Origin of the sequence: Aeromonas sp. 603757, assembly GCF_049171255.1 — a bacterium.
GTDB classification, from domain to species: Bacteria; Pseudomonadota; Gammaproteobacteria; order Enterobacterales; family Aeromonadaceae; genus Aeromonas; species Aeromonas veronii_A.
On the sequence record NZ_JAAKOE010000009.1, the window covers coordinates 22,624 to 47,840 of the forward strand.

Below are 25,217 nucleotides of genomic sequence, written 5' to 3' on the forward strand. Positions count from 1 at the left end.
ATGCTCTTGGGGTCAGCATGTTAAAGCGACTGCTCGCTAAAGCAAGCCCGCTACTCGGCAGCCACGGTGACTGGCAAGGGAGCTGCCTGCTCTGCCATCAGCCTTGCGACAACGAGCCCCTGCTCTGCAGCTGGTGTCGGCAGGCGCTGCACCAGTCACAGCCGAGATGCCGCCTCTGCGCAGCACCGCTGGCTGACTATATAGAAGAGAGCATACCGGTCTGTGGTCGCTGCCAGCGCAGACCCCCCCCCTGGAAGCGGTTGCAGGTGATTGGCGACTACCAACCCCCCTACCCCATGCTGATCCCCCGGCTCAAATATTCCGGCCAAATCCTGCTGGCTCCGTTACTGGCACGCCTCTTGGCCGATCATCTGGATGGCTGCGAGCCGCCGGAGGCGATCATTCCGGTTCCCCTGCACTGGTGGCGGCAGTGGCGGCGTGGGTTCAATCAGGCGGAGGAGATCGCGCAAGCCCTTGGCGAGTTCACCGGTATTCCCTGCGACAACACCCTGTTGCAGCGCATCAAGGCAACACCGCAGCAAACAACCCTGAGCGCCGGGCAGCGGCGGCGCAATCTGCGCGGGGCATTCCGGATCCGCCCCCACCACTATCGTCATGTCGCCCTGCTCGATGACGTTGTGACCACAGGTGCCACCGCCGGTCAGCTCAGCCGTTTGCTCCATGAGAGCGGCATCACAAACGTAGAAGTGTGGGCAATCTGTCGTACCCTGCGGCACAGCAAGTAGCCATCGGCATGCTACCCAAGCATTAATAACCGCGTTATCATGAATACCCTAGTCGTACACTCAGGTTTATGAGGATAGTGATGATCAGCATTTCCGACGCCGCCCAGGCCCATTTCCGTAAACTGCTGGAAAAACAGCCTGATGGCACCAATATCCGGGTGTTTGTGGTCAATCCGGGAACCCAGAATGCCGAGTGTGGCGTATCGTATTGCCCGCCCGATGCCGTGGACCCGGAAGATCAACACCTGCCCTTCAGCGGCTTCGACTGTATGGTCGATCCCCTGAGCGCCCCCTTCCTGGTGGATGCCACCATCGACTTCGTGACCGATCAGATGGGCTCCCAGCTCACCCTGAAAGCACCGAACGCCAAGATGCGTAAAGTGGCCGACGACGCGCCGCTGATCGAGCGCATCGAGTACGTGCTGATGTCCGAGGTGAACCCCATGCTGGCCGGTCACGGTGGCAAGGTCACTCTGGTCGAACTGACCGAAGACAAACTGGCCATCCTGCAGTTTGGCGGCGGTTGCAACGGTTGCTCCATGGTCGATTACACCCTGAAAGAGGGGATCGAGAAGCAGCTGCTGGAGAAGTTCCCGGGTGAGCTCAACGGTGTGAAAGACGCCACCGAGCACCAGCGCGGCGACCACTCTTACTACTGATTTGCAGCCCTTGCAGCAAAGAAAAGGCCCCGCCATCTGGCAGGGCCTTTTGCATGGGCAATCGGCAGATTACTCGTCCTTCTTGTCTCGCGACAGCAGGGCGATGGCCGCCTCTTTCGGGTTCTTACCCTCGTAGAGCACCTTGAAGATCTGCTCGCAGATGGGCATCTCGACGCCGCAGCGGGCCGCCAGCAGATGCACCTCTTTGGTGTTGCGATACCCCTCCACCACCTGACCGATCTCGGTCATGGCGGTGTTCACATCCTTGCCAGCCCCGAGGGCCAGCCCGAAGCGACGGTTGCGCGACTGGTTGTCGGTACAGGTGAGCACCAGATCCCCGAGCCCCGCCATCCCCATAAAGGTTTTGGCATCGGCACCCAGCGCCGCACCCAGACGCTGCATCTCCACCAGACCCCGGGTGATGAGCGCGGTTCTGGCATTGGCGCCAAACCCGAGCCCGTCGGAGAGACCGGCACCGATGGCGATGACGTTCTTCACCGCCCCACCCAGCTGCAGACCGACGAAGTCCGGATTGGTATAGACTCGGAACGAGCGGCCACAGTGCAGCAGGTGGGAGAGATCGTCAGCGAACTCGTCGTGGGTCGAAGCGACCGAGATGGCGGTCGGCAGACCGGCAGCCAGCTCCTTGGCGAAGGTGGGACCGGAGATCACCGCCAGCGGTATCTCGTCACCCAGCACTTCACGGGCCACATCCTGCAACAGACGGCCACTGTCCGGCTCCAGACCCTTGGTGGCCCAGGCGATACGGGTATCGGGGCGCAGGAAGGGCTTGATCCGGGTCAGCACATCGCCAAATACATGGCTTGGCACGACCAGCAGCAGCACGGGGGCAGCCTGTACCGCACGTTGCAGATCCGCAGTCAGCTGCAAATCGGCGGGGAAAGGGACATCAGGCAAAAATGCCTTGTTGCAGCGGTCTTGTTCCAGCTCGGCGACATGAGCGGGGTCGTGACCCCACAGCAGGGTCGGATGACCATTGCGCGCCAGAGAAATGGCAAGGGCAGAGCCATAAGACCCCGCCCCCAAGACCGAGATAGCGATCTGGTCAGCCATTATCAGGCTTCCGCAGTCGCCTGCTGGGCCTGTGCTTGCGCCATGTGCTGGGCAAACAGGGCATCGAAGTTGACCGGTGCCAGGTTCAGCTGCGGGAAGGAACCCTTGCTCACCATGTTGGCCACGGCTTCGCGGGCATACGGGAACAGGATGTTCGGGCAGAAGGCAGCCAGGCAGTGAGCCAGTTGCGGCTCCGGCAGGTTACCAATGGTGAAGATACCGGCTTGCTGTACTTCGCACAGGAAGGCGGTTTCGGTTTCCAGTTTGCAAGTCACGGTCAGGGTCAGGACAACCTCGTACACGCTCTCAGCCAGGATGTTGGTCTTGGTATCCATATCCAGCTTGACGTCCGGCTGCCACTCTTTCTGGAAGATGTGCGGGGTGTTCGGCGCTTCGAAAGAGACATCCTTGGTGTAAACACGCTGGATGTGGAATTCCGGTTGTACTTCCTGGTTGTTGATCTCGTCAGCCATTTCGTTTGATTCCTTGTTATATGGATAAGTGGGCTCAGGCCCTGCTTAAATCAGCGTTTCTTGGTTACCGGCAGATTTTCTGCACGCCATTGGGCCATGCCACCGCCGAGCACATAAACCTGCTTGAAGCCAGCTTTGCTCAGCTGACGGCCCGCGCCGCCCGCAGTCATTCCCGACTCGCACACCACTATGATGGGGGCATCTTTATGCTTTTCAACCGGGCCCAGATTATTGCTCTGGATCTGGGTCAGCGGCAGGTGCTGGGCACCGGCCAGATGGCCCTTGGCATACTCTTCCTGACTGCGAATATCCACCACGGTAGCATTCTCGCGGTTGATCAGCAGGGTCGCAGTGTGGTTGTTGACGGTTTTTACCGGAGACAAACGGGCACGCACAGTGGTGTAAACCAGGGTGCCAGCAAGGCCCAACCAGGCTGCGGTCAGCAGCGGGTTGCGGGCCGCAAAATCCAAATACTCTTGCATCTTCTACTATCCAGGGACCAAGACAAGGGCCCGAGTATACATGGGGGTATTGATAAGATCAGCCATCTTGGCGGCAAAGCGCGAGCAGGCTCCCATCATCATTGGGCAGCGAGCATGGCAGGAAAGGCGTGGCTTGCGGGGCCACGGGAGCGCCCCTTGGCTATCAGGTGACTATTTCGGCAGATGTAGTAATATTACGCTAGTTTCATTTCCCGCATTTTTTCCAATCCGAGAGGACATAGTCTTATGTCAACAGCTAAGAAACCTTTGGTTCTGGTCATCATGGACGGTTGGGGCTACAGCACCAAGCAAGAGCACAACGCCGTCGCTGCCGCCAAGACTCCCAACCTCGATCGTCTGGCCCGTGACTACACCAGCACCCTGATCTCCGGCTCCGGTCTGGACGTCGGTCTGCCGGATGGCCAGATGGGCAACTCCGAAGTGGGCCACGTCAACATCGGTGCCGGTCGCATCGTCTATCAGGAGCTGACCCGCATCTCCAAAGACATCCAGGACGGCGAATTCTTCCAGAACGTCGAGCTGGCCAAGGCTGTTGACGCTGCCGTGACCAACGGCAAAGCCGTTCACATCATGGGCCTGATGTCCCCGGGTGGCGTACACAGCCACGAAGAGCACATCATGGGCATGATCGAAATGGCTGCCAAGCGTGGCGCCGAGAAGATCTACCTGCACGCCTTCCTGGATGGCCGTGACGTTCCGCCGCGCTCCGCCCAGTCCTCCATCGAGCTGTTCGATGCCCTGTTCGCCAAGCTCGGCAAGGGTCGTTTCGCCTCCATGATCGGCCGTTACTTCGCCATGGACCGTGACAACCGCTGGGATCGCGTGCAGCAAGCCTATGACCTGATGACCCAGGGCAAGGGCGAGTTCACCGCCGAGAGCGCCACTGAAGCGCTGGCTGCCGCCTATGCCCGCGACGAGAACGACGAGTTCGTCAAAGCCACCCGCATCGGCGAAGCTGCCCCGATGGAAGATGGTGATGCGCTGATTTTCATGAACTTCCGTGCCGACCGTGCCCGTGAAATCACCCGCGCCTTCGTTGACACAGACTTCACCGGCTTCGCCCGTGCAGTCGAGCCGAAACTGAACTTCGTGATGCTGACCGAATACGCGGCCGACATCAAAACTGCCTGTGCCTACCCGCCGACCGCTCTGGTCAACACCCTGGGTGAGTGGCTGGCCAAGCAGGGCAAGACCCAGCTGCGCATCTCCGAAACCGAGAAGTATGCTCACGTCACCTTCTTCTTCAACGGTGGCGAAGAGTCCTGCTTCACCGGCGAAGATCGCGAGATCGTGGCCAGCCCGAAAGTGGCGACCTATGACCTGCAGCCGGAGATGAGCTCCGAAGAGCTGACCGACAAGCTGGTTGCGGCCATCAAGAGCGGCAAGTACGACGTCATCATCTGTAACTACCCGAATGGCGACATGGTTGGTCACACCGGTGTGTTCGATGCCGCCGTCAAAGCGTGTGAAGCCGTTGACCACTGCATCGGCCGCGTCACCGACGCCCTGGCCGAAGTGGGTGGCGAGTGCCTGATCACTGCCGACCACGGCAACGCCGAGAAGATGCTGGACGAAGAGACTGGTCAGGCCCACACCGCCCACACCAATCTGCCGGTTCCGCTCATCTATTTCGGTCGCAAAGCCGAGGTGGTTGAAGGTGGCAAACTGTCCGATCTGGCCCCCACCATGCTGACCCTGATGGGTCTGCCGGTGCCGCCGGAAATGACTGGCAAGCCCCTGATGATTCTGAAATAATCCTTCCCCATGCGGGGATGCGAAGTTATTTCACAGAAAACCAGTCGCGTCGGCCTGTTGGCCGGCGCGCTGTTTTTTTGCCTGTCGTTTGGCGCCAGCAAACCGGCTTTGGCCGCCAATCAGCAGCTGGGGACCATGCAGTCCCAGATCAAAGAGCAACAGAAGACCATCAAGCTCAGCAAGCAGGAGCTTGCCAAGCTCAATACCCAGCTCAAGGCTGACGAGCAGGCCATCTCGGCCGCCGCCGCCAAACTCAACCAGACCAGGCAGCAGTTGAAGCAGAACCAGCAGACGCTGGCGACCCTGCAAAAAGACAAGCTCGCGCTGGAAGTTCAAGCCAAACATCAAAAGCAGTTGCTGGCCAAACAGGCGGAGAGCGCCTTTCAGGCGGGCAACCACGACTACCTCAAACTGCTGCTCAATCAGCAGGATCCGGCCAAACTGAGCCGCTCACTCGACTACTACGACTACCTCAACAAGGCCCGCATCGAGGCCATCGACGCCCTGCGCGTCACCCGCGACAAGCTGGCGAAAAACCAGCAGGCAACCAAAGAGACCGAAACCAGACTGCAGACCCTGCTTGCCGAACAGCAGGAGCATCACCAGACCCTGCTGGCCAGCCAGCAGAGCCGGGCCAAGGTGCGCAACCAGTTGCAGCAGTCGGTACAGGATGACGAGCAGAAGCTCACCAAGCTGGTCAAAGCGGAGAAAGCGCTGAAAGCCCGGCTGGAAGAGCTGCGCCGCCAGCGGGAAGAGCAGGAGCGCCGCGAACGGGCCGAACGGGAACGGCTGGCCAAGCTGAAAGCGGAACAGGAGCGTCAGCGCAAGCTGGCCGAGCAGCGCCGCGCCGAGCAACAACGACTTGCCGCCCAGCAGAACAAAACCGTCAAACCGGCAGAACCGGTCGAAGAGATGTCCAGTACCAAACCGGAGCGAGGCTCTGGGATTGGGACCGCAGGTTACTACAGCGGGCTCAAGACCAATGGCAGCCTGCGCTGGCCGGTACAGGGGCCGATCCTCATCGCCTACGGCTCGCCGCGCACCGCCCAGCTCAAGTGGAAAGGCACCCTGATCGGCGCCAGCGAAGGAACCCAGGTAAAGGCGGTCGCACCGGGACAAGTGGTTTACGCCGACTGGCTCGACGGCTTCGGTATGCTGCTGGTAATCGATCACGGTAAGGGCTACATGAGCCTCTACGGTCACAATCAGTCGCTGCTGCGTCAGGTTGGCCAGAATGTGGAACAGGGTGAACCAGTGGCACTGGTTGGTGACAGTGGTGGCCAGGACAGACCGGGCCTCTACTTCGAAATTCGCTATCAGGGCGAGGCCATCAACCCAACCAAATGGCTGGCCAAGGGTTGAGTCAACCCGGCCGACAAACGCATCACACGCTCACTAGCAAAAGCCTGCATCACGCAGGCTTTTGTCGTTTCAGGAGTACAGCAACCCGCTGTCGCTCCCATTTGATGAAAAATTACCTAATTTTTCGCTCGGCTCAGGAGAAGACAACCAGACCGATCTGCTCCAGCAAGGTCTGCTGCTGATCCTCGTTGATCTGCACCCCTTGCAGATCGACCCGGCGCAGATCCAGCCCCGGCAGATCGCACTGGCGCAGATCGCAGCCCTGCAGCTTGAAGCTGGTCCAGTCAATCTGGCCAAACTCAGAGCCGCTAAGATCGGAACCCGCCAGCGAGGCACCAAACAGGTTGGCCCCCTGCCAACGGTTGCCGGTCAGCTCGCACTTCTCCAGCAGGCAGCCCTCGAAGCTGGCGTAGCTGAAGTTGTTGCCGGTCAGATGGGCCTCGCAGAAGTAGCTTTTGGCGGTGATCTGGTTGGCGAAGCTGGCATGGCTGAAGTTGATACCGACCGCCTGACAGTCGCGCATCTCCAACCCCAGACACTGGCTGCGGCTGCAATCGGCCATGGTGAGATCGCAGCGTAGAAAGCTGGCCTCGCGCAGATCGCAACCCTGCAACAGACAGCCCCGTTCACTCTCCCGATCGTAGAAGCTGCAGTCAATGAAGCGGCTATCGCTCAAATCCAGCCAGGAGAAGTTGCATCCGATAAAGCGGCACTCCGAGAACTGCTCCCCCTCCACATCCTGTTGCTCGAACCGGACATCCACTAACTGCTTGCCTCTGATCATCGGAAAACTCCTGCAAAAACGGCTTCATATGCTGACTTTATCCGCCAAAAACGGTAATGTTACATGTAACATCCACGCTGGACACCCCTATGAGCCCCACCCGCAAGCGCCGCCCCACCCTGCAAGATATCGCCGACCAGACCGGCGTGACCAAGATGACTGTCAGCCGCTATCTGCGCGACCCGCAGACCGTGGCGGAGGGGACCCGCGAGCGGATCGCGGCTGTGGTGGAAGAGCTGGGCTATATCCCCAACCGGGCGCCGGACATTCTCTCCAACGCGACCAGCAAGGCGATCGGCATCCTGATCCCCTCCCTCTCCAACCAGGTCTTCTCGGCGGTGATCCATGGCATCGAGTCGGTGACCCGACCGGCCGGTTACCAGACCCTGCTGGCCCACTACGGCTACAGTCCGGAGCGGGAGGAGGAGCAAGTCGCGTCCCTGCTCTCCTATCACGTGGATGGGCTGATCCTCTCCGACAGCCAGCACACCGAACGCACCCGCAAGATGATCGCCACCGCCGGCATTCCGGTGGTGGAGACCATGGACCTGCCGCAAACCCCCATCGACATGGTGGTCGGCATGGATCATAGAGCCGCAGCCCGGGCCATGGTAACAGAGATGCTGCGCCGGGGCCGACGCAAGGTGGTCTATCTGGGGGCGCGGCTCGACGTGCGCACCCAGCTGCGGATGGAGGGTTACTATCAGGCGATGACCGACTTCGGCCTCACCGGCCAGCATCTGCTGACCGAACAATCCTCCAGCTTCACTCTGGGGGGCGAGCTGCTGGATCAGGCGCTGGTGCGCTATCCCGACCTCGACGGCCTGTTCTGCACCAACGATGACCTAGCGGTGGGCGCCCTGCTACAGTGTCAGGCCAAGTGGATCCCGGTGCCCCAGCAGATCGCCATCGCCGGTTGCAACGCTCTCGACATCGGCCACGCCATGACCCCCAAACTGGCCAGTATCGCCACCCCGCGGGAAGCGATCGGTCGGGAGGCGGCCACCATGCTGCTGGCGCGTCTCAACGGCCAATCCCAACCCGATACCCGCAAGGATATCGGCTTCTCCCTCTATGTCGGGGAGAGTCTTGGGTAATCCCTTCCCTCACCCACTTAAGTCACGCTGATAACAAACAGGCCACCCGAGGGTGGCCTGTTTGGTTTTCTGCACAACTGACGCTTAGCGTTTTACCAACTCAACCGCTTCGCGAGAGAGGCGAGTCACCTCTTCCCAGTTGCCGCTCTTGACCGCATCGGCCGGCAGCATCCAGGAGCCGCCGACGGTGGCCACGCACTTGAGCGCCAGATAGTCGGCCACGTTTTTCGGGCCGATACCGCCGGTCGGGCAGAACTTCACCTGGGGCAGCGGCGCGGCAATGGCGGAGAGTGCCTTGGTGCCGCCGTTCGCTTCGGCCGGGAAGAACTTCAGGTGGTCGTAGCCCGCTTCCAGCGCCTGCATCACCTCGGACGGGGTAGCCACACCCGGGATCAGCGGCGCAGTGCTCTTGGCCGCGTGGGCCAGCAGGGCCGGAGTCATCCCCGGGGAGATGACGAAGCGGGCACCGGCGGCAACGGCAGCATCAAACTGCTCGCAGTTGAGCACGGTACCGGCACCGACCATGGCATCCGGCATCGCCCTGGCAATGAGGGCGATAGCGTCGAGCGCCACCGGGGTGCGCAGGGTGATTTCGAAGACGGAGATGCCGCCGTCGAGCAGCGCCTTGGCCATCGGCAGGGCCTGATCCAGCTCGTTGATAACCATCACGGGTACCAGCGGGGAGGCAGCAAACACCTCGGCCGGGGTCACTTTCCAGTTCTGCATAGCTCTTCCTTAGTCAAAGATGGTAGCGCCACACTCGGCGCTCGATACCGCGCGACGCATCACGCTGAACAGTTCACGGCCCCACCCCTCTTGTTCCAGAGTGAGGTCAATCTCGGCCTGGGTACGGCCACTCAAATCGGTCAGGCAGTCGAGGCTGCCGTTTACCGCGTCAACCCGCAGCAGGTCGCCGTCAGCCAGCAAGCCGATGGCCCCGCCGTGCAGCGCTTCCGGAGTGACGTGGATGGCGGCCGGGATCTTGCCGGAAGCACCGGAGAGACGGCCGTCGGTGACCAGCGCCACCTTGTAACCCGCCTTCTGCAGGTTGCCGAGCACCGGCATCAGCTTGTGCAGCTCCGGCATGCCGTTGGCGGCCGGGCCATTGTGGCGCACCACGATCACGGCGTCCTGATTGAGATCGCCCGCCTTGTAGGCCGCTTCCACCGCATGCTGGGAGGAGAAGACCCGCGCCGGCGCTTCAATCACCCGATACTCGGGAGCCACAGCTGAGACCTTGACCACGGCACGACCCAGATTGCCCGCCAGCAGCTTGGTGCCGCCAGTGGCCTGGAACACGCTGCCGGAAGGTGAAAGCACGCTCGCATCGCCGCTCTCGCCCACCGGCTGCCATACCAGCTGGCCATCGACCAGTGCCGGGCGGCTGAGGTAATCCTGCATCTCGCCAAAGACCGGAGTGGCGTCCATGTGGATCAGCCCCTCTTGCGCCAGACGGCGCATCAGGCCGGGCACGCCGCCTGCCTGTTCGAAGGCGTTGACGTCGGCCGGGCCGTTCGGGTACATGCGAACCAGCAGCGGCACCACGTCGGAGAGATCGCTGATGTCATCCCAGGTCAGTACCAGACCGGCCGCGCGGGCCAGCGCCACCATGTGGATGCTGTGGTTGGTGCTGCCGCCAGAAGCGAGCAGGGCCACCAGACCGTTGACCAGCGAGCGCTCATCCAGCACCTCGCTCAGCGGGCGATAGGCCGGGGAACCCGGGATCATGGCGCTGATGCGGCGGGCCGCTTCAGCGGTCAGGGCGCGGCGCAGCTCGCTATGCGGGTGCACAAAGGCGGAGCCCGGCAGCATCAGGCCCATGGCCTCGAACACCAGCTGGTTGGTGTTGGCGGTGCCGTAGAAGGTGCAGGTGCCTGCCGCGTGGTAGGCGCCGCACTCCATCTCCAGCAGAGCATCGCGACCCACTTCACCGGCGGCGTACTTCTGACGCACCTTCACCTTCTCGTCGTTGCTGATGCCGCTCGCCATCGGGCCGGCAGGAACAAATGCCGTCGGCAGGTGAGCGTGGGAGAGGGCCCCCATGATCTGGCCCGGAGCTATCTTGTCGCAGATGCCGAGCAGCAGGGTGGCATCGAAGGTGTTGTGAGAGAGCGACAGCGCGGTTGCCTGAGCGATCAGGTCGCGGGAGAAGAGGGACATGTCCATCCCCGGCTGACCCTGAGTCACGCCGTCGCACATGGCGGGCACGCCACCGGCAACCTGAGCACTGTGGCCCAGTTCGGCCAGCGCGCCCTTGATGATATCCGGATAGCCCTGATAGGGCTGATGGGCACTCAGCATGTCGTTGTAGGCGGTGACGATGCCGACGTTGGCGCGGGTCATATCGAGAATGCGCCCCTTCTCGTCACTGCTGCAGGCGGCCACGGCGTGGGCCAGGTTGCCGCAGGCCAGTGCGGCGCGGGTCTTGCCCTGCTCGGCCTGACGCTGGATGCGGGCCATAAAGGCCTGACGGCGGGCGGCACTGCGCTCGCGAATGCGGGCAGTGACGTCGGAAATTACCTTATGAATCACTGGGCTTGCTCCAATGCTGTGACGGCGCGGTCAACCACCTGTTCGAAGGTGCCGTCGATATCAATGTGGAATACACCGGCTTCGCCATCCGGGCGCTCCAGAGTATCGAACTGACTTTGTACCATGCTTTCGCGCATGAAGTGGCCCTTGCGGGCACGCATCCGCTCGAGGATCAGCGGCTGGCTGCCATCGAGGAAGATGAAGCTGACCGACTCGTTGCCTTCGCGGATCTGGTCGCGGTACTTCTTTTTGAGGGCGGAACAGACAATGATGCCGGTCTCGTTCTTCTGCTCGAGACTGTAGGCGGCGTCACGGATCCGCTCCAGCCAGGGGGCACGATCCTCATCGTTGAGGGGGTTGCCGCCAGCCATCTTCTGGATGTTGGCCTTGGGGTGCAGGTCATCACCATCGATGAACTTGGCGCCCAGCGCTTCGGCCACTTTCAGACCCACGCTGGATTTGCCGCTACCACATACACCCATCACGATAATGCACTTACCCGCCATAATTTGACCTCTGTCCCACTTTTCAAAAAACCAGCTGTTGATGGGTTCTAATCTAACACGTTACCGGTAACATGTTACCGGTAACGATTGAAAATGTGAAGTCTGCCACAGACTGAGCAAACCCATAGTCACCTGGGCATATGATGTTGAGCCCTTGCCATAAATCTAAATAAATCATAAAGATATGGTTTGCCGACGGATCGGCAAGGTGTCACGACTGAACTTGGAAAAAGGAACGCATAACAATGTCTGACCTCTCCCTGATCATGACAGCCGCCGGCTCGATTGTGCTGCTGCTCTTCCTGGTGATGAAGGCCCGTCTCCACGCCGTCGTCTCCCTCATTCTGGTCTCCATGGTGGCGGGTCTCGCCGCTGGCATGAACCCGGCCGACATCGCCGCCACCATCCAGAAAGGGATGGGTGGCACCCTCGGTTTCGTCGCGGTAGTGGTGGCGCTGGGTGCCATGTTTGGCAAGGTGATGGAAGTGACCGGAGCCCTCGACCGGGTGGCTCACACCCTGCTCGGCAAGTTCGGCGTCAAGCGCGCCAACTGGGCCATGGCCCTGACCGGCTTTGTCTGCGCCCTGCCGCTCTTCTTTGACGTGGCCGTGGTGCTGCTGATCGGCGTCGCCTTCGCCATCGTCCGTCGTGGCGGCGGCAGCGTGGTGAAGATCGGTATCGCCCTGCTGGCGGGTATCGCCACTTGCCAGGCCTTCCTTATTCCGGCGCCGGGCCCGATCCTGGTCGCTTCCCAGCTGGGTGCCGACTTCGGCTACATGATCCTGTTCGGCCTGATCGCCGCCGTACCGGCGCTGATCCTGGCAGGCCCGCTGTTCGGTGACTTCATCAGCAAGATCGTCGATGTGCCGCTGCCTGCCGATGCCCAGAACAGCGTCCACGATGACAGCAAATCCCTGCCCTCCTTCGGGCTGGCCATGGGCCTCATCGGTCTGCCGCTGCTGCTGATCGGCCTCAAGACCATCGTCGGTCGCTTCGTCGAGGCGGGCTCCACCTTGCACAACTGGCTGGAGTTCATCGGTCACCCCTTCACCGCCATCATGGTCGCCTGTCTGGCCGCCTTCTATCTGCTGGGCATTCGCCGCGGCATGTCCCGTGACGAGGTGATGAGCGTCTGCAACAGCGCCATCCAGCCAGCGGGCGTCATCATTCTGGTGACCGGTGCCGGTGGCGTGTTCAAGCAGGTGCTGGTTGATTCCGGCGTGGGTGCCGCCCTTGGCAACATGCTGGCCGACTCCGGTCTGCCCATCGTCGCGCTGGCCTTCATTCTGGCCGCTGCGGTGCGGGTGATTCAGGGCTCTGCCACCGTCGCCATGCTGACCGCCTGCGGTCTGGTGCTGCCGATGCTGGAGCCGCTCGGCCTGAATGGCGCCCAGCTGGCGGCCGTCACCATCGCCATCGGCGGCGGTGCCATCGTGCTCTCCCACGTCAACGACTCCGGTTTCTGGCTGGCGAACCGCTACCTCGGCCTCACCGAGAAGCAGACTCTGCAGACCTGGACCGTGATGGAGACCATCATCGGCACCACTGGCGGCGTGATGGCGATGATCATCTACAGCTTCCTCTGACAGGGGCAAAATGCTGACAAAAAGGCCTCACTCGTGAGGCCTTTTTCATCTTTCTGATGATTCTTTCTTTGGCTGAGAGGGCGAGATTGCTAGAATCGCCTATTCATCGCTCCGAGTGGAACGCTTAACCCCGTGATTTCAGGTTTATCTATGCATTCATCGGCCCATTATCGACAACTGCTGGCGCGCCTGCCCCAGATCGCCGTCGCAGCGGATCAGTTTGAAGTGCTCTATAGCGCCCAAGATTTCAAACGCCGCATTCTTGCGCTTATCGCCAGTGCCACCCGGCGCATCTATCTGGTCGCGCTCTATCTGCAGGATGACGAAGCAGGCCGGGAGATCCTCTCCGCCCTCTACGCCGCCAAGCAGCGCAATCCGGCCCTCGACATCAAGCTATTTGTCGACTTCCACCGTGCCCAGCGCGGCCTGATCGGCAAGGGCAAGCAGGGCGGCAACCACCTGATGTATCAGGCCATGGCTGCCGAACACGAGCACCAGATCGAAATCTACGGCGTGCCGGTCAAGGGGCGTGAGCTGCTCGGCGTGCTCCACCTCAAGGGCTTCATCTTCGATGATGTGGTGCTCTACTCCGGTGCCAGCCTCAACGACATCTACCTGCACCAGCAAGATCGCTACCGCTTCGATCGCTATCACCAGATCACCAGCCCGGAGCTGGCCCGCAGCATGGTCAACTATGTGGATGACCTGTTCGTGAAGAGCGACGCGGTGCAGCGGCTGGATCACAGCGATATCCCCAGCGCCAAGCAGCTGAAGGGGCCGATCCGCCGCTTCAAGCAGAGCCTGCGCCAGAGCCAGTACCGTTTCAGCACCATGCCGGTCAACACCCAGGAGGTGGCCGTCACCCCCATGGTGGGTCTGGGCAAGCGCAACAATCAGCTCAACCTGATGATCCGCAATCTGGTGCGTGCCACCGAGCGGGAGATCTTCATCTGCACCCCTTACTTCAACCCGCCCAAGGAGTTGAGCAAGGATATCGAGGATCTGCTGCAGCGCGGTTGCAAAGTCACCATCGTAGTGGGCGACAAGACCGCCAACGACTTCTTCATTCCGCCGGAAGAGAAGTTCTCCACCATCGGTGGCCTGCCCTATCTCTACGAGACCAACCTGCGCAAGTTTGCCGAGCGCAACCAGCGCCACATCGACGACGGTCGCCTCAACCTGATGCTCTGGTGTTGCGAGCGCAACTCCTACCATCTCAAGGGGATCTTCGTGGATGACGAGTGGGCCCTGCTCACCGGCAACAACCTCAACCCGCGCGCCTGGGCGCTGGATCTGGAGAACGGCCTGCTGGTACACGATCGTCGCCACCTGCTGCGTCCCCAGTTCAACGCGGAGCGGGAGAACATCCTGACCAACACCAAGCGGATCAGCCACTTCGATCAGGTTGAGCAGATCCAGGACTACCCGGAACAGGTGCGCAAGCTGCTGGGACGGATCCACCGGGTCAAGGCCCATCTGCTGCTCAAGCGGATTATCTGACCCTGGGCGCCATGCGCCCGCACCTTGCCTGTTGGCAACCACACAAAGGCCTCCCGTTTTCGGCAGGCCTTTGTTATATCCGCCGTTTCCCCCGCCTTGACGGCCCTGCCAGCAGCAACTCGGCTTGCATCGGCCCCTCAACAACCCCTATCATCTGGACATATTTACAGTGTTTTCGGGCATCTAATTGATGAAATTGGATAAAATTCCTCTCGATAGCCTCAAGGGTGTCGGCAGCAAGATGCTGGAGAAGCTCGAGCGGCTGGGGCTGGCCACGGTACAGGATCTGCTGTTCCACCTTCCCCTGCGCTACGAGGACCGCACCCAGGTGTGGCCCATCGGCGATCTGCCGCCCGGCCTGCACGGCGCCGTCGAGGGCGAAATCCAGGACACTCAGCTGGTGATGGGGCGCCGCCGCATGATGGTCTGTCGCATCAGCGATGGCACCGGCACCCTCACCCTGCGCTTCTTCAACTTCACCGCCGCCCAGAAAAACAGTCTGGCGGCAGGCCGCCTGATCCGCTGCTTTGGCGAGGTGCGCCCCGGCAAATACGGGTTGGAGATGGCCCACCCCGAGTACAAGCTGCTCGGCGAGGAGCAAGCCGGTCAGACCGAAGAGGCGCTCACCCCCGTCTACCCGACTACCGAAGGGCTGCGCCAGCTCACCCTGCGCAACCTCACCGATCAGGCGCTGGCCCAGCTCGATCTCTATGGCGTGGAGGAGCTGCTGCCCGCCGGACTCTATCCCCATCAGATTGAGCTGGCCGCCGCCCTGAAGCTGCTGCACCGCCCGCCTCCCTCGGTGGCGCTGCCGCTGCTGGAAAGCGGCCAGCATCCGGCCCAGCAGCGACTGGTACTGGAGGAGCTGCTGGCGCACAACCTCTCGGTACTCAAGGTGCGTGCTCAGGCACAAACCCAGCTGGCTCGCGCCCTTAAACCGGCGCCCGAACTGGTTGAACAACTGCTCGGCGCCCTGCCGTTCAAGCCCACCGGCGCCCAGAGCCGGGTGGTGGCCGAGATAAGTAAGGATCTGCAACAGAGCCACCCCATGATGCGGCTGGTGCAGGGGGATGTGGGCTCCGGCAAGACGCTGGTCGCGGCACTCGCTGCCCTGCAGGCTATCGGCAACGGCTGTCAGGTGGGCTTGATGGCGCCGACCGAGCTGCTGGCAGAACAGCACGCCATCAACTTCGCCAAGTGGCTGGAGCCGCTCGGCATCGGAGTCGGCTGGCTGGCGGGCAAACAGAAAGGCAAGGCGCGGGAAGAGTCGCTGGCCGCCATCGCCGATGGCAGCGTCAAGATGGTGGTGGGCACCCACGCCATCTTTCAGGAGCAGGTGGTGTTCCAGCGTCTGGCGCTGGTCATCATCGATGAACAGCACAGATTCGGGGTGCATCAGCGCCTCGCCCTGCGCGAGAAAGGGGAGCGGGAAGGGGTGCATCCCCATCAACTCATCATGACCGCCACCCCGATCCCCCGCACCCTGGCGATGACCGCCTATGCCGACCTCGACACCTCGGTCATCGACGAACTGCCGCCGGGCCGTACCCCCATCACCACGGTAGCGCTGCCCGACAGCCGCCGCGGCGATGTGATCGAGCGGGTCAAGCTCGCCTGCACCGAGGGCAAGCAGGCCTACTGGGTCTGCACCCTGATCGAGGAGTCGGAGGTGCTGGAGTGTCAGGCCGCCGAGGATACCGCTGCCGAGCTGCAGAACCTGTTGCCCGGTCTGCATATCGGGCTGGTACACGGCCGGATGCGGCCGGTGGAGAAACAGCGGGTGATGGAGGAGTTCAAGGCAGGCATACTGCAACTGCTGGTCGCCACCACCGTCATCGAGGTGGGGGTGGATGTGCCCAACGCCAGCCTGATGATCATCGAGAACCCGGAACGTCTCGGGCTGGCGCAGTTGCACCAGCTGCGCGGCCGGGTTGGCCGTGGTGCGGTGGCCTCTCACTGCGTGCTGCTCTATCATGCCCCCTTGTCCAAAACGGCCCAGAGCCGACTCGGGGTGCTGCGTGAGACCAACGATGGCTTCCTCATCGCCCAGCGCGATCTGGAACTGCGCGGCCCGGGGGAACTGCTCGGCACTCGCCAGACCGGTCTGGCCGACCTCAAGATCGCCGATCTGGTGCGGGATCAGCCGCTTATTCCGCAGGTGCAAAAAATGGCGCGCTTCCTCATGGATAAGCATCCGAGTCATGTCGAACCCTTGATACGGCGCTGGCTCGGCTTACGGGATCACTATTCCAATGCCTGATCGAGGTAGATGCAGAAAATGGACACATGTCCTCATGGATAGGCATCCAAGCCATGTCGAACCCTTGATTCGCCGTTGGCTCGGTCTGCGAGACCACTACTCAAACGCCTGACAACACATCCCAAAACAGGAGGAAAGCAACCATGAATTCCTGGCTACGCGGCCTGCTCTACACCTTCGCCTTCCTGCTGCTGTTTGTCTGGGTTGCCCTCGGCCTGTTCGACGCCGAGCGCGCCAAAGGCCCCATCGCCAGCTGGATCAGCCAGCAGACCGGCGTGCCGGTCACCATAGGGCGGCTGGTATTCAACCCGCTTCACCCCTACACCCTGCTGGCAGAGCAGGTACGCTACGGCGATGCGGTCTCCCTCGACAAGATCTATCTGGAGATCGAGAGCATCGACTGGCTGAACCGCGACGTGCGGATCGCCCACCTCGATCTCATTCGTCCCGCCATCAAGCTGCCGCTGCCCAACCAGCTACCGAGCCTGCCGGTGCACTCCCTCACCATCAGTGACAGCACCATAGACCGGCTCAGTCTGGAGAGCCCCGAGCTGACCCTGCGTGGCCTCAATGCCACCCTGAGCGACTGGGAGCTGATCGACCCGAAACGGCAGCCACAGGCCAACCTGAGCCTCAATATCGGCCAGCTGGAGACCCCGCAATTCACCTTCGCCCGTCTCAGCCTGCAAGGACGGCTGGAAGGGGAAGTGCTGCGCACCGACAAGCTGGTGACCAACCTGTTTGAAGGTCTGCTGGAGACCGGCATGGTGCTGGACTGGCCCGCCCGCACCCTGCAACTGCACGATCTCAAGGCGCGCGGCATGCGGGTGGAGCTGGGTGATCTGACACAGCAAGGCTTCCCGCAGCGCTTCCCGTTGCAAAGCGTGTCGCTGGATCGCGGTCAGCTGGACGGCGTCAGCCTCAACGACATCAATCAGGAGCTCTCCTTCAACAACTTCAGCGGCCAGCTCACCGCCTTCAACTGGCAGGCGGGCAACCAGCCCACCGGCTATCTGAGCGGCACCCTGGGCGACATGGGCCGTGGCCTGTTCCAGCTGGAGGAGATCAAGGGCAAGCTCGCCTTCTCGCCCCAGCAGATCGACGGCGAACTGCAGGGCAAGGCCTATGAAGGGGAGTTCAATGTCGAGCTATCCCTCGATACCCAGCAGCAGAAGCTGACCCTGAAAGACGTGGCGCTGAGCGGCATGGATATCAGCCTGCCGCAGGGTTGGTGGCAGGATTGGCAGAGCTGGCGCCCGCAGCAGGTGGATATCCGCAAGCTGGCGTTCGACAAGCTCAAGGTGCTCTCCTTCGACGATACCCTGCCCCTGTCGCTGACCGGCTGGCAGCTCTATCTGAGCGATCTCGCCCTGCGCGATAACCAACCCGGCCCGCTGCTCGGCCGCGCCCGTATCGAGAGCAAATGGTTCGAGCTGGTGTGGGATGGCCTCAGCGCCCGTAACGGCGAGCTGGATGGGGAGCTGACCCCCAGCTCCTGGCAACTGGGCAAACTCACCAGCTCGCTGCCGGATGAGGGCACCTTCAGCCTGAGTGGCCAGTGGGGCCGCGAGCCGGGCCAGAGCAGCCGCCTGCAACTGCAGGCGACCAAGCTGGACCTGGTGCAGTGGGGCAAGATATTCCACTCCCCGGTCTCCTTTGCCGGCAAGGCGGACGTGAGCGCCGATCTGCAAGCCGAACATGGCAAAACGGCGGGCGAGTGGCGCCAGAGCCTGCAGGGGAGCTTTGCCCTCGATGCCGACGAGCCGTTCTGGGACAAGGTAAAGATAGATCCGCTGCTGGATGAGTGGTTCAAGGGCGCGACCCCGCCCACCCTGACGCCGGAACAGCTGTGGCAGGCGATGCAGGAGGGTGACACCCCCTTCTACCGCATCAAGCTGCAGGGCAAGATCGACAAGGGGCAACTACAAGTCGAGCAGGCTGGCGCCTCCACCATCACCCATCTGCTGGCGCTGCAAGGGGGGATCGATCTGGTCAACGAGCAGTGGCAGCTGGATCTGGGGATCCTCAACGGCAACCGCTGCGCCGAGCTGCTCGGCCAGTGGCGCGGGCCGTTGACGGAACCCACGCTGGCCTGGAGCTTCCCTCAGAAGCAGGACGCCTGCGGCTGGGAAGTGGGAGTACGCTATCCTCCGCAAGGCAACAGTGCCCCGCTCTGGCGACCGGCTCCCGCGCCGAAAGCCCAAAACCAGGCCCAAGTGCAGACCCAAGCCGGGTAGACAAGCGACAGCCAGCAAGGGTAAAAACAGACAAGGCCTCATGATGAGGCCTTGTTGTTTGATGGGGAAACGACGCGGTTACTGGCCCGGACGGCGGGGCGGCTGCACCACGTAGTGGCCGCAGAACTCAGCCGCCAGCTTGCTGCCGCTGAACAGCTGGATCTTGAGGCTGAAGGTGGCAGGCTCCCCCCGTTTGAGCGGCTGCAGCACGGCGGGCATCCCCTCGCGGGCCACCCGCGCCTCGGGCTCCTCATCGACCGGGCCATGATATTTGATGGAGCTCTCGGCCAGCACCGGCTCGCCCACCAGCCCCTCCTCTTTAAGCTGCAGCCAGATCAGCCCCCAGCCCGCCAGCACGCACTGGCTGTAGACACTGCCGGCAAACATGCTGCCATGCACGTTGAAGTTGGCCGCCAGATTGGCCTTGAGGTGGAAAGTCTGGCCATCGTAGTGGCTGATGTGCATCCCCATCTTCTCGCTGATGGGCACCCCGCGCGACCAGCGGGTGGTGAGATCCTGACACCACTCCGGCCGATACTGGATGGTCTGCAACGGGCTCAGGGATTTGATCATCTGGCGATGGGGAATCCGGCCAAAGGAAACGGGGCCGCCCCCCACTTCGAGAAAGCCGCACTTGCGATAGAACTCCACTGCCTCCTGACGGGCGTTCATCACCAGCCGTTTCACCTTCTCGCTGCGAGCCAGCTCCTCGAGATCCTCCACCATTTTGGCGCCCAGCCCCTGGCCGCGATATTCGGGACGCAGCGCCATAAAGCGGATCTGCGCCTCGTCACCGCCGATAAAGAGGCGGCCCACAGCGATGGGAGTACCATCGGGAGCCAGCATCAGCCGGTGAATGGCGACCGTATCGTATTCATCCCGCTCGGAACCGACCGGCAGATTGAAGGGCTTACGCAGAAGTTCCCAGCGCAACTGGTAGTAGGCATCCAGCTCGGCTGCCGTTTGAGGGGTGACTACCCGGTACATAGTTTCATCCTTGAGTTACACTGGTCGGAAACCATCTTGCCGTGCAAATTCATGGACTTCAATCTGCAAGCGTACCAAGCCGATCACTTGTTGCACCTCAGCGTCAAACCCCAGCGCCGCCTCACGGTACAGGAAAATGACCAGCACCGCTGGCTGGAGATAGACGGCGTGGTGCAATCCGCCATGTCGCTCGCCGACCCCGCGACCCTTTGTCTGCCCCATCAACGGGTCATCGCCTGCCTGCTGCCGGAACAGGCCGGGCAGATCCTAGAACTGGGGCTGGGTGGCGGCGATCTCACTCGCCATCTCTGCCAACGCTGGCCCGATGCCCGCCACGAGTGCGTCGACCTCGACGAAGAGGTGCTGACCGTTTATCAGCAGTTTTTCCAGCATCAGGAGAGCGATGAACGCGCTGCTCCGGCACTCCATCAGGCCGATGCCCTCGCCTTTCTGGAGCAGAGCGAGCAGCAGTACGACCTCATCCTGCTCGATCTCTTCAGTCAGGATGGCAACCCGCTGCTGCTGTTTCAGGAGCGGCTCTACCGGGCGCTGGCTCCCCGCCTCAGCGGCACTCTGGTGATCAACCTGCTGCCGCGCACCGAACTGGAGCTAACCCACGCCCTGACACTGATTGAGCAGTGGATTGGCCCCGCAACCCCCTATCCGGTTGCGGGGCTTATCAACGTGATCGTCCACGTCATACCGCGGGATCAGGCATCCTCAGACCTGTAGCCAGAAGGTAACCGGGCCGTCGTTGACCAGCGCCACCTTCATGTCGGCGGCAAAACGCCCGGTTGCGGTCGGGATGCCGCTGGCAGCAGCCTTCGCCACGAAGTAGTCATAGAGGCGTTCGGCCTCGCTCGGGTGGGCACCGCAGGAGAAGCTCGGGCGCATCCCACTCTTGGTATCGGCCGCCAGGGTAAACTGGGAGACCACCAGCAGGCTGCCACCGATCTGGCTGACATTGAGGTTCATCTTGCCGTTCTCGTCACTGAAGACCCGATAGCCGCTCACCTTGTGCAGCAGTTTGTCGGCCTTGGCCTCATCATCCCCCTGCTCCACCCCGAGCAGCACCAGCAGCCCCTGACCGATGGCGCCGGTCACTTCCCCCTCGACGGTCACGCTGGCCTCGGAGACCCGCTGAATCAGTGCAATCACATCCCTCTCCTCTCAAAACAGAACGACCGCCCCGGCTCGATTGCAGGGGCGGTCGTCGATGCTACCAATAAACCGGTGGCCAAGGCGATGGCTTAGCCAAGCTCCTCGCTCGCCGGCTTCTCGTACTCGCCGAGGCAGGCGGTAGTCTCCGCACCAAGCAGCACCACCAGCCAACTCAAATAGACCCAGACAAACAGGATCGGGATGGTGGCCAGCGCGCCGTAGATGGCCTGATAGGAGGGGAAGTTGGTGATGTAGATGGCAAAGCCGCGCTTGGCCAGCTCGAACAGGGTCGCCGCTACCAGTGCGCCGATAAAGGCGTGGATCAGCCGCACCTTGCAGTTAGGCACCACGGTATAGACCAGCAGGAAGGTGAGCACCGAGAAGAGGAACGGCAAGCCGCGCAACAGCAGATAGCCGATGCCGAACAGGCTCTCGGCGCCAAACAGCCGCAGCGAGAAGATGTAGGAGGAGATGGCGATACTGGCCCCGATAAGCACGGGCCCCAGGGTCAGGATCATCCAGTACATGGCAAACGCCTGCGCCAGCGGGCGGCCCTGGGTCGAGCGCCAGATGTAGTTGAGGTTCTTGTCGATGGCGGAGATCAGCATCAGCGCCACCACCACCAGCGCCCCAATCCCCACTGCCGTGGTGTTAGTGGCATTGGCCACGAAGCCGTCGATGTACTCCTTGAGCATGTCGCCCGCGGTCGGCACGAAGTTGTGGTAGACGAACTGCTCCATCGCCTGCTTGAGGCTCTGGAACACCGGGAAGGCGGACATCATGCCAAAGACCACGGCGATCATCGGCACCAGTGAAAGCAGGGTGACATAGGCCAGATAACCGGCGGTAACCGTCAATCTGTCCTGCTGGAAACGGCCCCAGACAAACTGGGCAAAGTGGCGACCATCATGGCGCAAGAAGGAGAGGGCGTGGGCCAAACGGCCACTGACAGGCTGCTGCATCTTGATTCTCGTTAGCGTCATAGTGGCAATATTGTGTCAGAGGAGAGCGCTGTTTGACCACCTTTGCACCCGATTTGCCTCCATATGCCCCAACCTGTCACCTGGCTGGCGTCTCTGGCTGTCGCCAGAAGCAGAAATAAAAACGGCCCCGCTATGGGGCCGTTTGCAACGCCGGATTACAGCATGTAGTCCGCGGGCAGCTCGATGCGGGCGACGCCGGAGGCCACCGCCGCCAGCGCCACGGCGCGGGCAACCCGCGGCAGCAGACGGGCATCCATCGGCTTGGGAATGACGTAATCCTTGCCGAAGGCGAGCTCGCTGACCCCGGCGGCGGTCAGCACTTCTGCTGGCACCGGCTCCTTGGCCAGCGCGCGGATCGCCTCGACCGCGGCAATCTTCATGGCATCGTTGATGCGGCTGGCGCGGGCGTCGAGCGCACCGCGGAAGATGAAGGGGAAGCAGAGCACGTTGTTGATCTGGTTCGGGTAGTCGGAGCGACCGGTCCCCATGATGAGGTCGCTACGCACCCCGTGGGCCAGTGCCGGCTTGATCTCCGGGTCCGGGTTGGAGCAGGCGAAGATCACCGGATTGGGCGCCATCAGGGCGACCGCTTCGGCGGGCAACACGTCGGGGCCTGAAACACCGACAAACACATCCGCCCCTTCGATGACATCCATCAGAGTGCGCAGCGGGGTCTCGTTGGCGAAACGCTGCTTGTACTTGTTGAGATCGCTGCGGCCGGTGTGAATCACCCCCTGACGATCCAGCATGAAGATGTTGTGCGCTCTGGCGCCACACTTGATCAGCAGATCCATACAGGCAGTGGCGGCAGCCCCCGCCCCCATGCAGACGATGCGGCTGTCACTGATCTGCTTGCCTTGCACTTCCAGCGCGTTGAGCAGACCGGCGGCGGTGACGATAGCGGTACCGTGCTGGTCATCGTGGAACACCGGAATGTCGCAGCGCGCGATCAGCGCCTCTTCAATCTCGAAACACTCAGGCGCCTTGATATCTTCCAGATTGATGCCACCGAAGGTATCGGCGATGGCCGCCACCGTGTCGATGAACTGCTGGCTGGTCTCGTGCTTCACCTCGATGTCGATGGCGTCGATGCCGGCGAAGCGCTTGAACAGCAGGGCCTTGCCCTCCATCACCGGCTTGGAGGCCAGCGGCCCCAGATTGCCCAGACCCAGAATGGCGGTGCCGTTGGAGATGACGGCCACCAGATTGCCCTTGCCGGTATAGCGATAGGCATCGGCCGGGTTGGCGGCGATCTCGCGCACCGGCTCGGCAACACCCGGGCTGTAGGCCAGCGCCAGATCACGGGCGGTTTCGGCAGGCTTGGTCAGGGCGATGGCAATTTTGCCCGGTACGGGCTGGGCGTGGTAATCGAGTGCTTCTTGACGCAGATCGGACATGGGGGACCCCGATGTGGTTGGTGCAAATGAGGTGCCGACAGGGGGCACACAGAAGGGCGGGGATCATAAAAGAAAGCGCTGAGCATGCCCAGCAGATCATGCTGCCGCCAGCCAGATCAGACCAGTTATTTCAGCACCTTACCCCGCCACACCTACCACTTTAGTTATAGATCCTGCTGTGTGGGGTAAAAATGGAGCAAAAAGGGCGGCAAGTTGGCCTTGCCGCCCTTTGTGTCAGAGCTGTAGACCTGACTCAGTTGCCCAGATAGACCGGCAACAGATTTGCCATCGACAGGAAGTGGAACAGCGCGGTCGCCAATCCGAACAGGATCAGCAGCCAGGCCATCAGCTTGCCGCCTGGGGTAACGAAGTGGGGTGTCACCTCGCCCCGCTCGGCCCGCGCCCGGGTGCGCAGCACCAGCAATGCCGGGATGATGCAGGTCCAGATGGTGGCGGCGGCACCGGCATAGCCGATGGCCAGCAGGAAGCCGAACGGGAAGAGCAGGGAGAGCAGCAGCGGCGGCAAGAAGGTGACCGCCCAGGTCTTGCAGCGACCGGCGCGGCTGTTGTCGAACTTGAACAGATCAGCCAGATAGTCGAACACCCCGAGCCCTACCCCGATAAAGGAGGAGAGGATCGCCGCCATGGAGAAGCCGTTGATGGCGCTGGCCACCTTCTCCGATTCAATGACCCCGGAGAGGGCGGAGAGCAGCACGCTCACATCACCTCCCTTGGCAATCACAGGGGCAAAATCCTGACGGGGAAGGTTGCCGAAGATCCCCAGCAGCCAGAGCACGTAGAGCGCCAGCGCGATCAGGGTTCCCCCCAGAATGGCCCATCTGGCCTGCTGCTCATTCTGGTAATAGGCACGCAGGGAGGCAACCGAGTGGTGATAGCCGAACGAGGTGAGCGCCACCGGCAGCATCGCCATCGCATAGGGGGCGTAGCGACTCTCGCTGCCCGCCAGATCGAGCAGGGTCGGCAGCTTGATACTGCCGAGCAGCCCGGCCACACCGAGGGCGAAACTGAGGATCATGAAGGCGATCAGCACCACAGAGATGCGGTCAACGGCGCGGGTCGAGCGCCACACCACCGCAGAGAAGAGCGCCACAAACAGCACGGATGCAAGCTTGCTGTCGATCCCCAGTATCCCCTGCAGGATGGCACCGGAGGAGGTGATATAGGCGTAGAGCAGAATGCCGCCAACAAAGTAGACCGAGAGGTTGTTGAGGAGATTGAGCTTCTCCCCCAGCAGCTCGCGAGTCACGGTATTGAAGGAGACCCGCATATCGTGGTGCTGGAAGGATTCCAGCAACATCCAGCCGGAGAGGGTCATCATCACCATGGTGACGGTCAGCGCCAGCACCGACCAGAGGGTCCAGGCCCCCGCCCCCGAACTCGGCAGACCGAGCATGCCAGCTCCCACGCAGACGCTGGCAATGATGCAGGCGCCCCCCAAAATTGACGGTTTTTTCTTCATAATCCCTTCTTTTTCTGACTGATTATCTATCCGCGGTAAACAAGACCGCGGCATGATGCCAGCCTTTGCCATGAGACGCCTACCACTATCTGCCATAACCGGGCATGGCCGCCGCATAAAAAGTGCCCCGAACGG

22 protein-coding genes are annotated in these 25,217 nt (G+C 61.9%); 10 read left to right on the forward strand and 12 right to left on the reverse strand.

The window, feature by feature from the left end; translation table 11 throughout:
* Nucleotides 1-17 precede the first annotated feature (17 nt).
* Both G5332_RS10475 and nfuA read left to right on the forward strand, forming a co-directional pair.
* Nucleotides 18-746, forward strand: a complete 729-nt coding sequence (locus G5332_RS10475; protein ID WP_421172435.1) for a ComF family protein — start codon at nt 18-20, stop codon at nt 744-746.
* An 80-nt stretch (nt 747-826) separates the two neighbouring features.
* Nucleotides 827-1,405: a Fe-S biogenesis protein NfuA gene (gene nfuA / locus G5332_RS10480; RefSeq protein WP_005340636.1), complete on the forward strand. Its 579-nt coding sequence runs from the start codon at nt 827-829 to the stop codon at nt 1,403-1,405.
* A 69-nt stretch (nt 1,406-1,474) separates the two neighbouring features.
* Here nfuA and gpsA read toward each other — a convergent pair whose 3' ends face one another.
* From gpsA to G5332_RS10495, 3 genes are read right to left on the reverse strand one after another with little or no spacing between them, the layout of a single operon-like run.
* Nucleotides 1,475-2,479 (reverse strand): NAD(P)H-dependent glycerol-3-phosphate dehydrogenase, encoded by a 1,005-nt coding sequence (gpsA, locus tag G5332_RS10485; RefSeq protein WP_005356865.1) that lies wholly within the window; start codon nt 2,477-2,479, stop codon nt 1,475-1,477.
* 2 nt (nt 2,480-2,481) lie between these two features.
* Nucleotides 2,482-2,952, reverse strand: coding sequence for a protein-export chaperone SecB (gene secB, locus G5332_RS10490; RefSeq protein WP_042054222.1), 471 nt, complete (start codon nt 2,950-2,952; stop codon nt 2,482-2,484).
* A 50-nt stretch (nt 2,953-3,002) separates the two neighbouring features.
* The gene (locus G5332_RS10495) at nt 3,003-3,434 is read right to left on the reverse strand and encodes a rhodanese-like domain-containing protein (protein WP_005340640.1); all 432 of its coding nucleotides are present in this window, start codon (nt 3,432-3,434) and stop codon (nt 3,003-3,005) included.
* Nucleotides 3,435-3,680: 246 nt separating this feature from the next.
* Between G5332_RS10495 and gpmM the strand changes: the two genes are divergently transcribed.
* On the forward strand, nt 3,681-5,210 hold the full coding sequence (gpmM, locus tag G5332_RS10500) for a 2,3-bisphosphoglycerate-independent phosphoglycerate mutase (RefSeq protein WP_005356867.1): 1,530 nt from the start codon (nt 3,681-3,683) through the stop codon (nt 5,208-5,210).
* 9 nt (nt 5,211-5,219) lie between these two features.
* Complete coding sequence (gene envC, locus G5332_RS10505; protein WP_421172436.1) at nt 5,220-6,572, forward strand: murein hydrolase activator EnvC; 1,353 nt, start codon at nt 5,220-5,222, stop codon at nt 6,570-6,572.
* 133 nt (nt 6,573-6,705) lie between these two features.
* On the opposite strand, the gene G5332_RS10510 is transcribed toward envC, so the two are convergent.
* The gene (locus G5332_RS10510) at nt 6,706-7,356 is read right to left on the reverse strand and encodes a Qnr family pentapeptide repeat protein (protein WP_421172437.1); all 651 of its coding nucleotides are present in this window, start codon (nt 7,354-7,356) and stop codon (nt 6,706-6,708) included.
* Between the two features lie 89 nt (nt 7,357-7,445).
* Here G5332_RS10510 and G5332_RS10515 point away from each other — a divergent pair, with 89 nt between their 5' ends.
* Nucleotides 7,446-8,453, forward strand: coding sequence for a substrate-binding domain-containing protein (locus G5332_RS10515; protein ID WP_076493932.1), 1,008 nt, complete (start codon nt 7,446-7,448; stop codon nt 8,451-8,453).
* 84 nt (nt 8,454-8,537) lie between these two features.
* Here G5332_RS10515 and G5332_RS10520 read toward each other — a convergent pair whose 3' ends face one another.
* Genes G5332_RS10520 through G5332_RS10530 form a run of 3 tightly spaced genes read right to left on the reverse strand, consistent with a single transcriptional unit; the run spans nt 8,538 to nt 11,491 of the window.
* Nucleotides 8,538-9,179, reverse strand: coding sequence for a bifunctional 4-hydroxy-2-oxoglutarate aldolase/2-dehydro-3-deoxy-phosphogluconate aldolase (locus G5332_RS10520; RefSeq protein WP_421311245.1), 642 nt, complete (start codon nt 9,177-9,179; stop codon nt 8,538-8,540).
* Between the two features lie 9 nt (nt 9,180-9,188).
* A complete protein-coding gene (edd, locus tag G5332_RS10525; protein WP_216952665.1) occupies nt 9,189-10,985 on the reverse strand; it encodes a phosphogluconate dehydratase in 1,797 nt (598 codons plus the stop codon).
* On the reverse strand, nt 10,982-11,491 hold the full coding sequence (locus tag G5332_RS10530) for a gluconokinase (RefSeq protein ID WP_005340649.1): 510 nt from the start codon (nt 11,489-11,491) through the stop codon (nt 10,982-10,984). Before G5332_RS10530 ends, edd begins: the two co-directional genes overlap by 4 nt.
* 245 nt (nt 11,492-11,736) lie before the next feature.
* Between G5332_RS10530 and gntU the strand changes: the two genes are divergently transcribed.
* The 4 genes from gntU to G5332_RS10550 all read left to right on the forward strand — a co-directional run bounded on the left by gntU (nt 11,737) and on the right by G5332_RS10550 (nt 19,074).
* Nucleotides 11,737-13,077 (forward strand): gluconate transporter, encoded by a 1,341-nt coding sequence (gene gntU / locus G5332_RS10535; protein ID WP_005340650.1) that lies wholly within the window; start codon nt 11,737-11,739, stop codon nt 13,075-13,077.
* Nucleotides 13,078-13,227: 150 nt separating this feature from the next.
* On the forward strand, nt 13,228-14,577 hold the full coding sequence (gene pssA / locus G5332_RS10540) for a CDP-diacylglycerol--serine O-phosphatidyltransferase (protein ID WP_021230775.1): 1,350 nt from the start codon (nt 13,228-13,230) through the stop codon (nt 14,575-14,577).
* 190 nt (nt 14,578-14,767) lie between these two features.
* Complete coding sequence (recG, locus tag G5332_RS10545; RefSeq protein WP_421311246.1) at nt 14,768-16,837, forward strand: ATP-dependent DNA helicase RecG; 2,070 nt, start codon at nt 14,768-14,770, stop codon at nt 16,835-16,837.
* Nucleotides 16,838-16,980: 143 nt separating this feature from the next.
* On the forward strand, nt 16,981-19,074 hold the full coding sequence (locus G5332_RS10550) for an AsmA-like C-terminal region-containing protein (RefSeq protein WP_421311247.1): 2,094 nt from the start codon (nt 16,981-16,983) through the stop codon (nt 19,072-19,074).
* A gap of 78 nt (nt 19,075-19,152) precedes the next feature.
* Here G5332_RS10550 and G5332_RS10555 read toward each other — a convergent pair whose 3' ends face one another.
* Nucleotides 19,153-20,061 carry a bifunctional GNAT family N-acetyltransferase/hotdog fold thioesterase gene (locus tag G5332_RS10555; protein ID WP_160882362.1) on the reverse strand — a complete coding sequence of 303 codons (909 nt, stop codon included), beginning with the start codon at nt 20,059-20,061 and terminating at the stop codon, nt 19,153-19,155.
* Nucleotides 20,062-20,112: 51 nt separating this feature from the next.
* Here G5332_RS10555 and G5332_RS10560 point away from each other — a divergent pair, with 51 nt between their 5' ends.
* A complete protein-coding gene (locus G5332_RS10560; protein ID WP_323913169.1) occupies nt 20,113-20,793 on the forward strand; it encodes a spermidine synthase in 681 nt (226 codons plus the stop codon).
* Here G5332_RS10560 and dtd read toward each other — a convergent pair.
* The 4 genes from dtd to G5332_RS10580 form a co-directional block, all read right to left on the reverse strand.
* Nucleotides 20,782-21,219 carry a D-aminoacyl-tRNA deacylase gene (gene dtd / locus G5332_RS10565; RefSeq protein WP_033138812.1) on the reverse strand — a complete coding sequence of 146 codons (438 nt, stop codon included), beginning with the start codon at nt 21,217-21,219 and terminating at the stop codon, nt 20,782-20,784. The two genes, G5332_RS10560 and dtd, sit on opposite strands and share 12 nt — an antisense overlap.
* A gap of 92 nt (nt 21,220-21,311) precedes the next feature.
* Nucleotides 21,312-22,184 (reverse strand): virulence factor BrkB family protein, encoded by an 873-nt coding sequence (locus G5332_RS10570; RefSeq protein WP_005340664.1) that lies wholly within the window; start codon nt 22,182-22,184, stop codon nt 21,312-21,314.
* A gap of 176 nt (nt 22,185-22,360) precedes the next feature.
* On the reverse strand, nt 22,361-23,602 hold the full coding sequence (locus G5332_RS10575) for a malic enzyme-like NAD(P)-binding protein (protein WP_040096481.1): 1,242 nt from the start codon (nt 23,600-23,602) through the stop codon (nt 22,361-22,363).
* Nucleotides 23,603-23,855: 253 nt separating this feature from the next.
* Nucleotides 23,856-25,082: an aromatic amino acid transporter gene (locus tag G5332_RS10580; RefSeq protein ID WP_323913167.1), complete on the reverse strand. Its 1,227-nt coding sequence runs from the start codon at nt 25,080-25,082 to the stop codon at nt 23,856-23,858.
* Between the last annotated feature and the right edge of the window lie 135 nt (nt 25,083-25,217).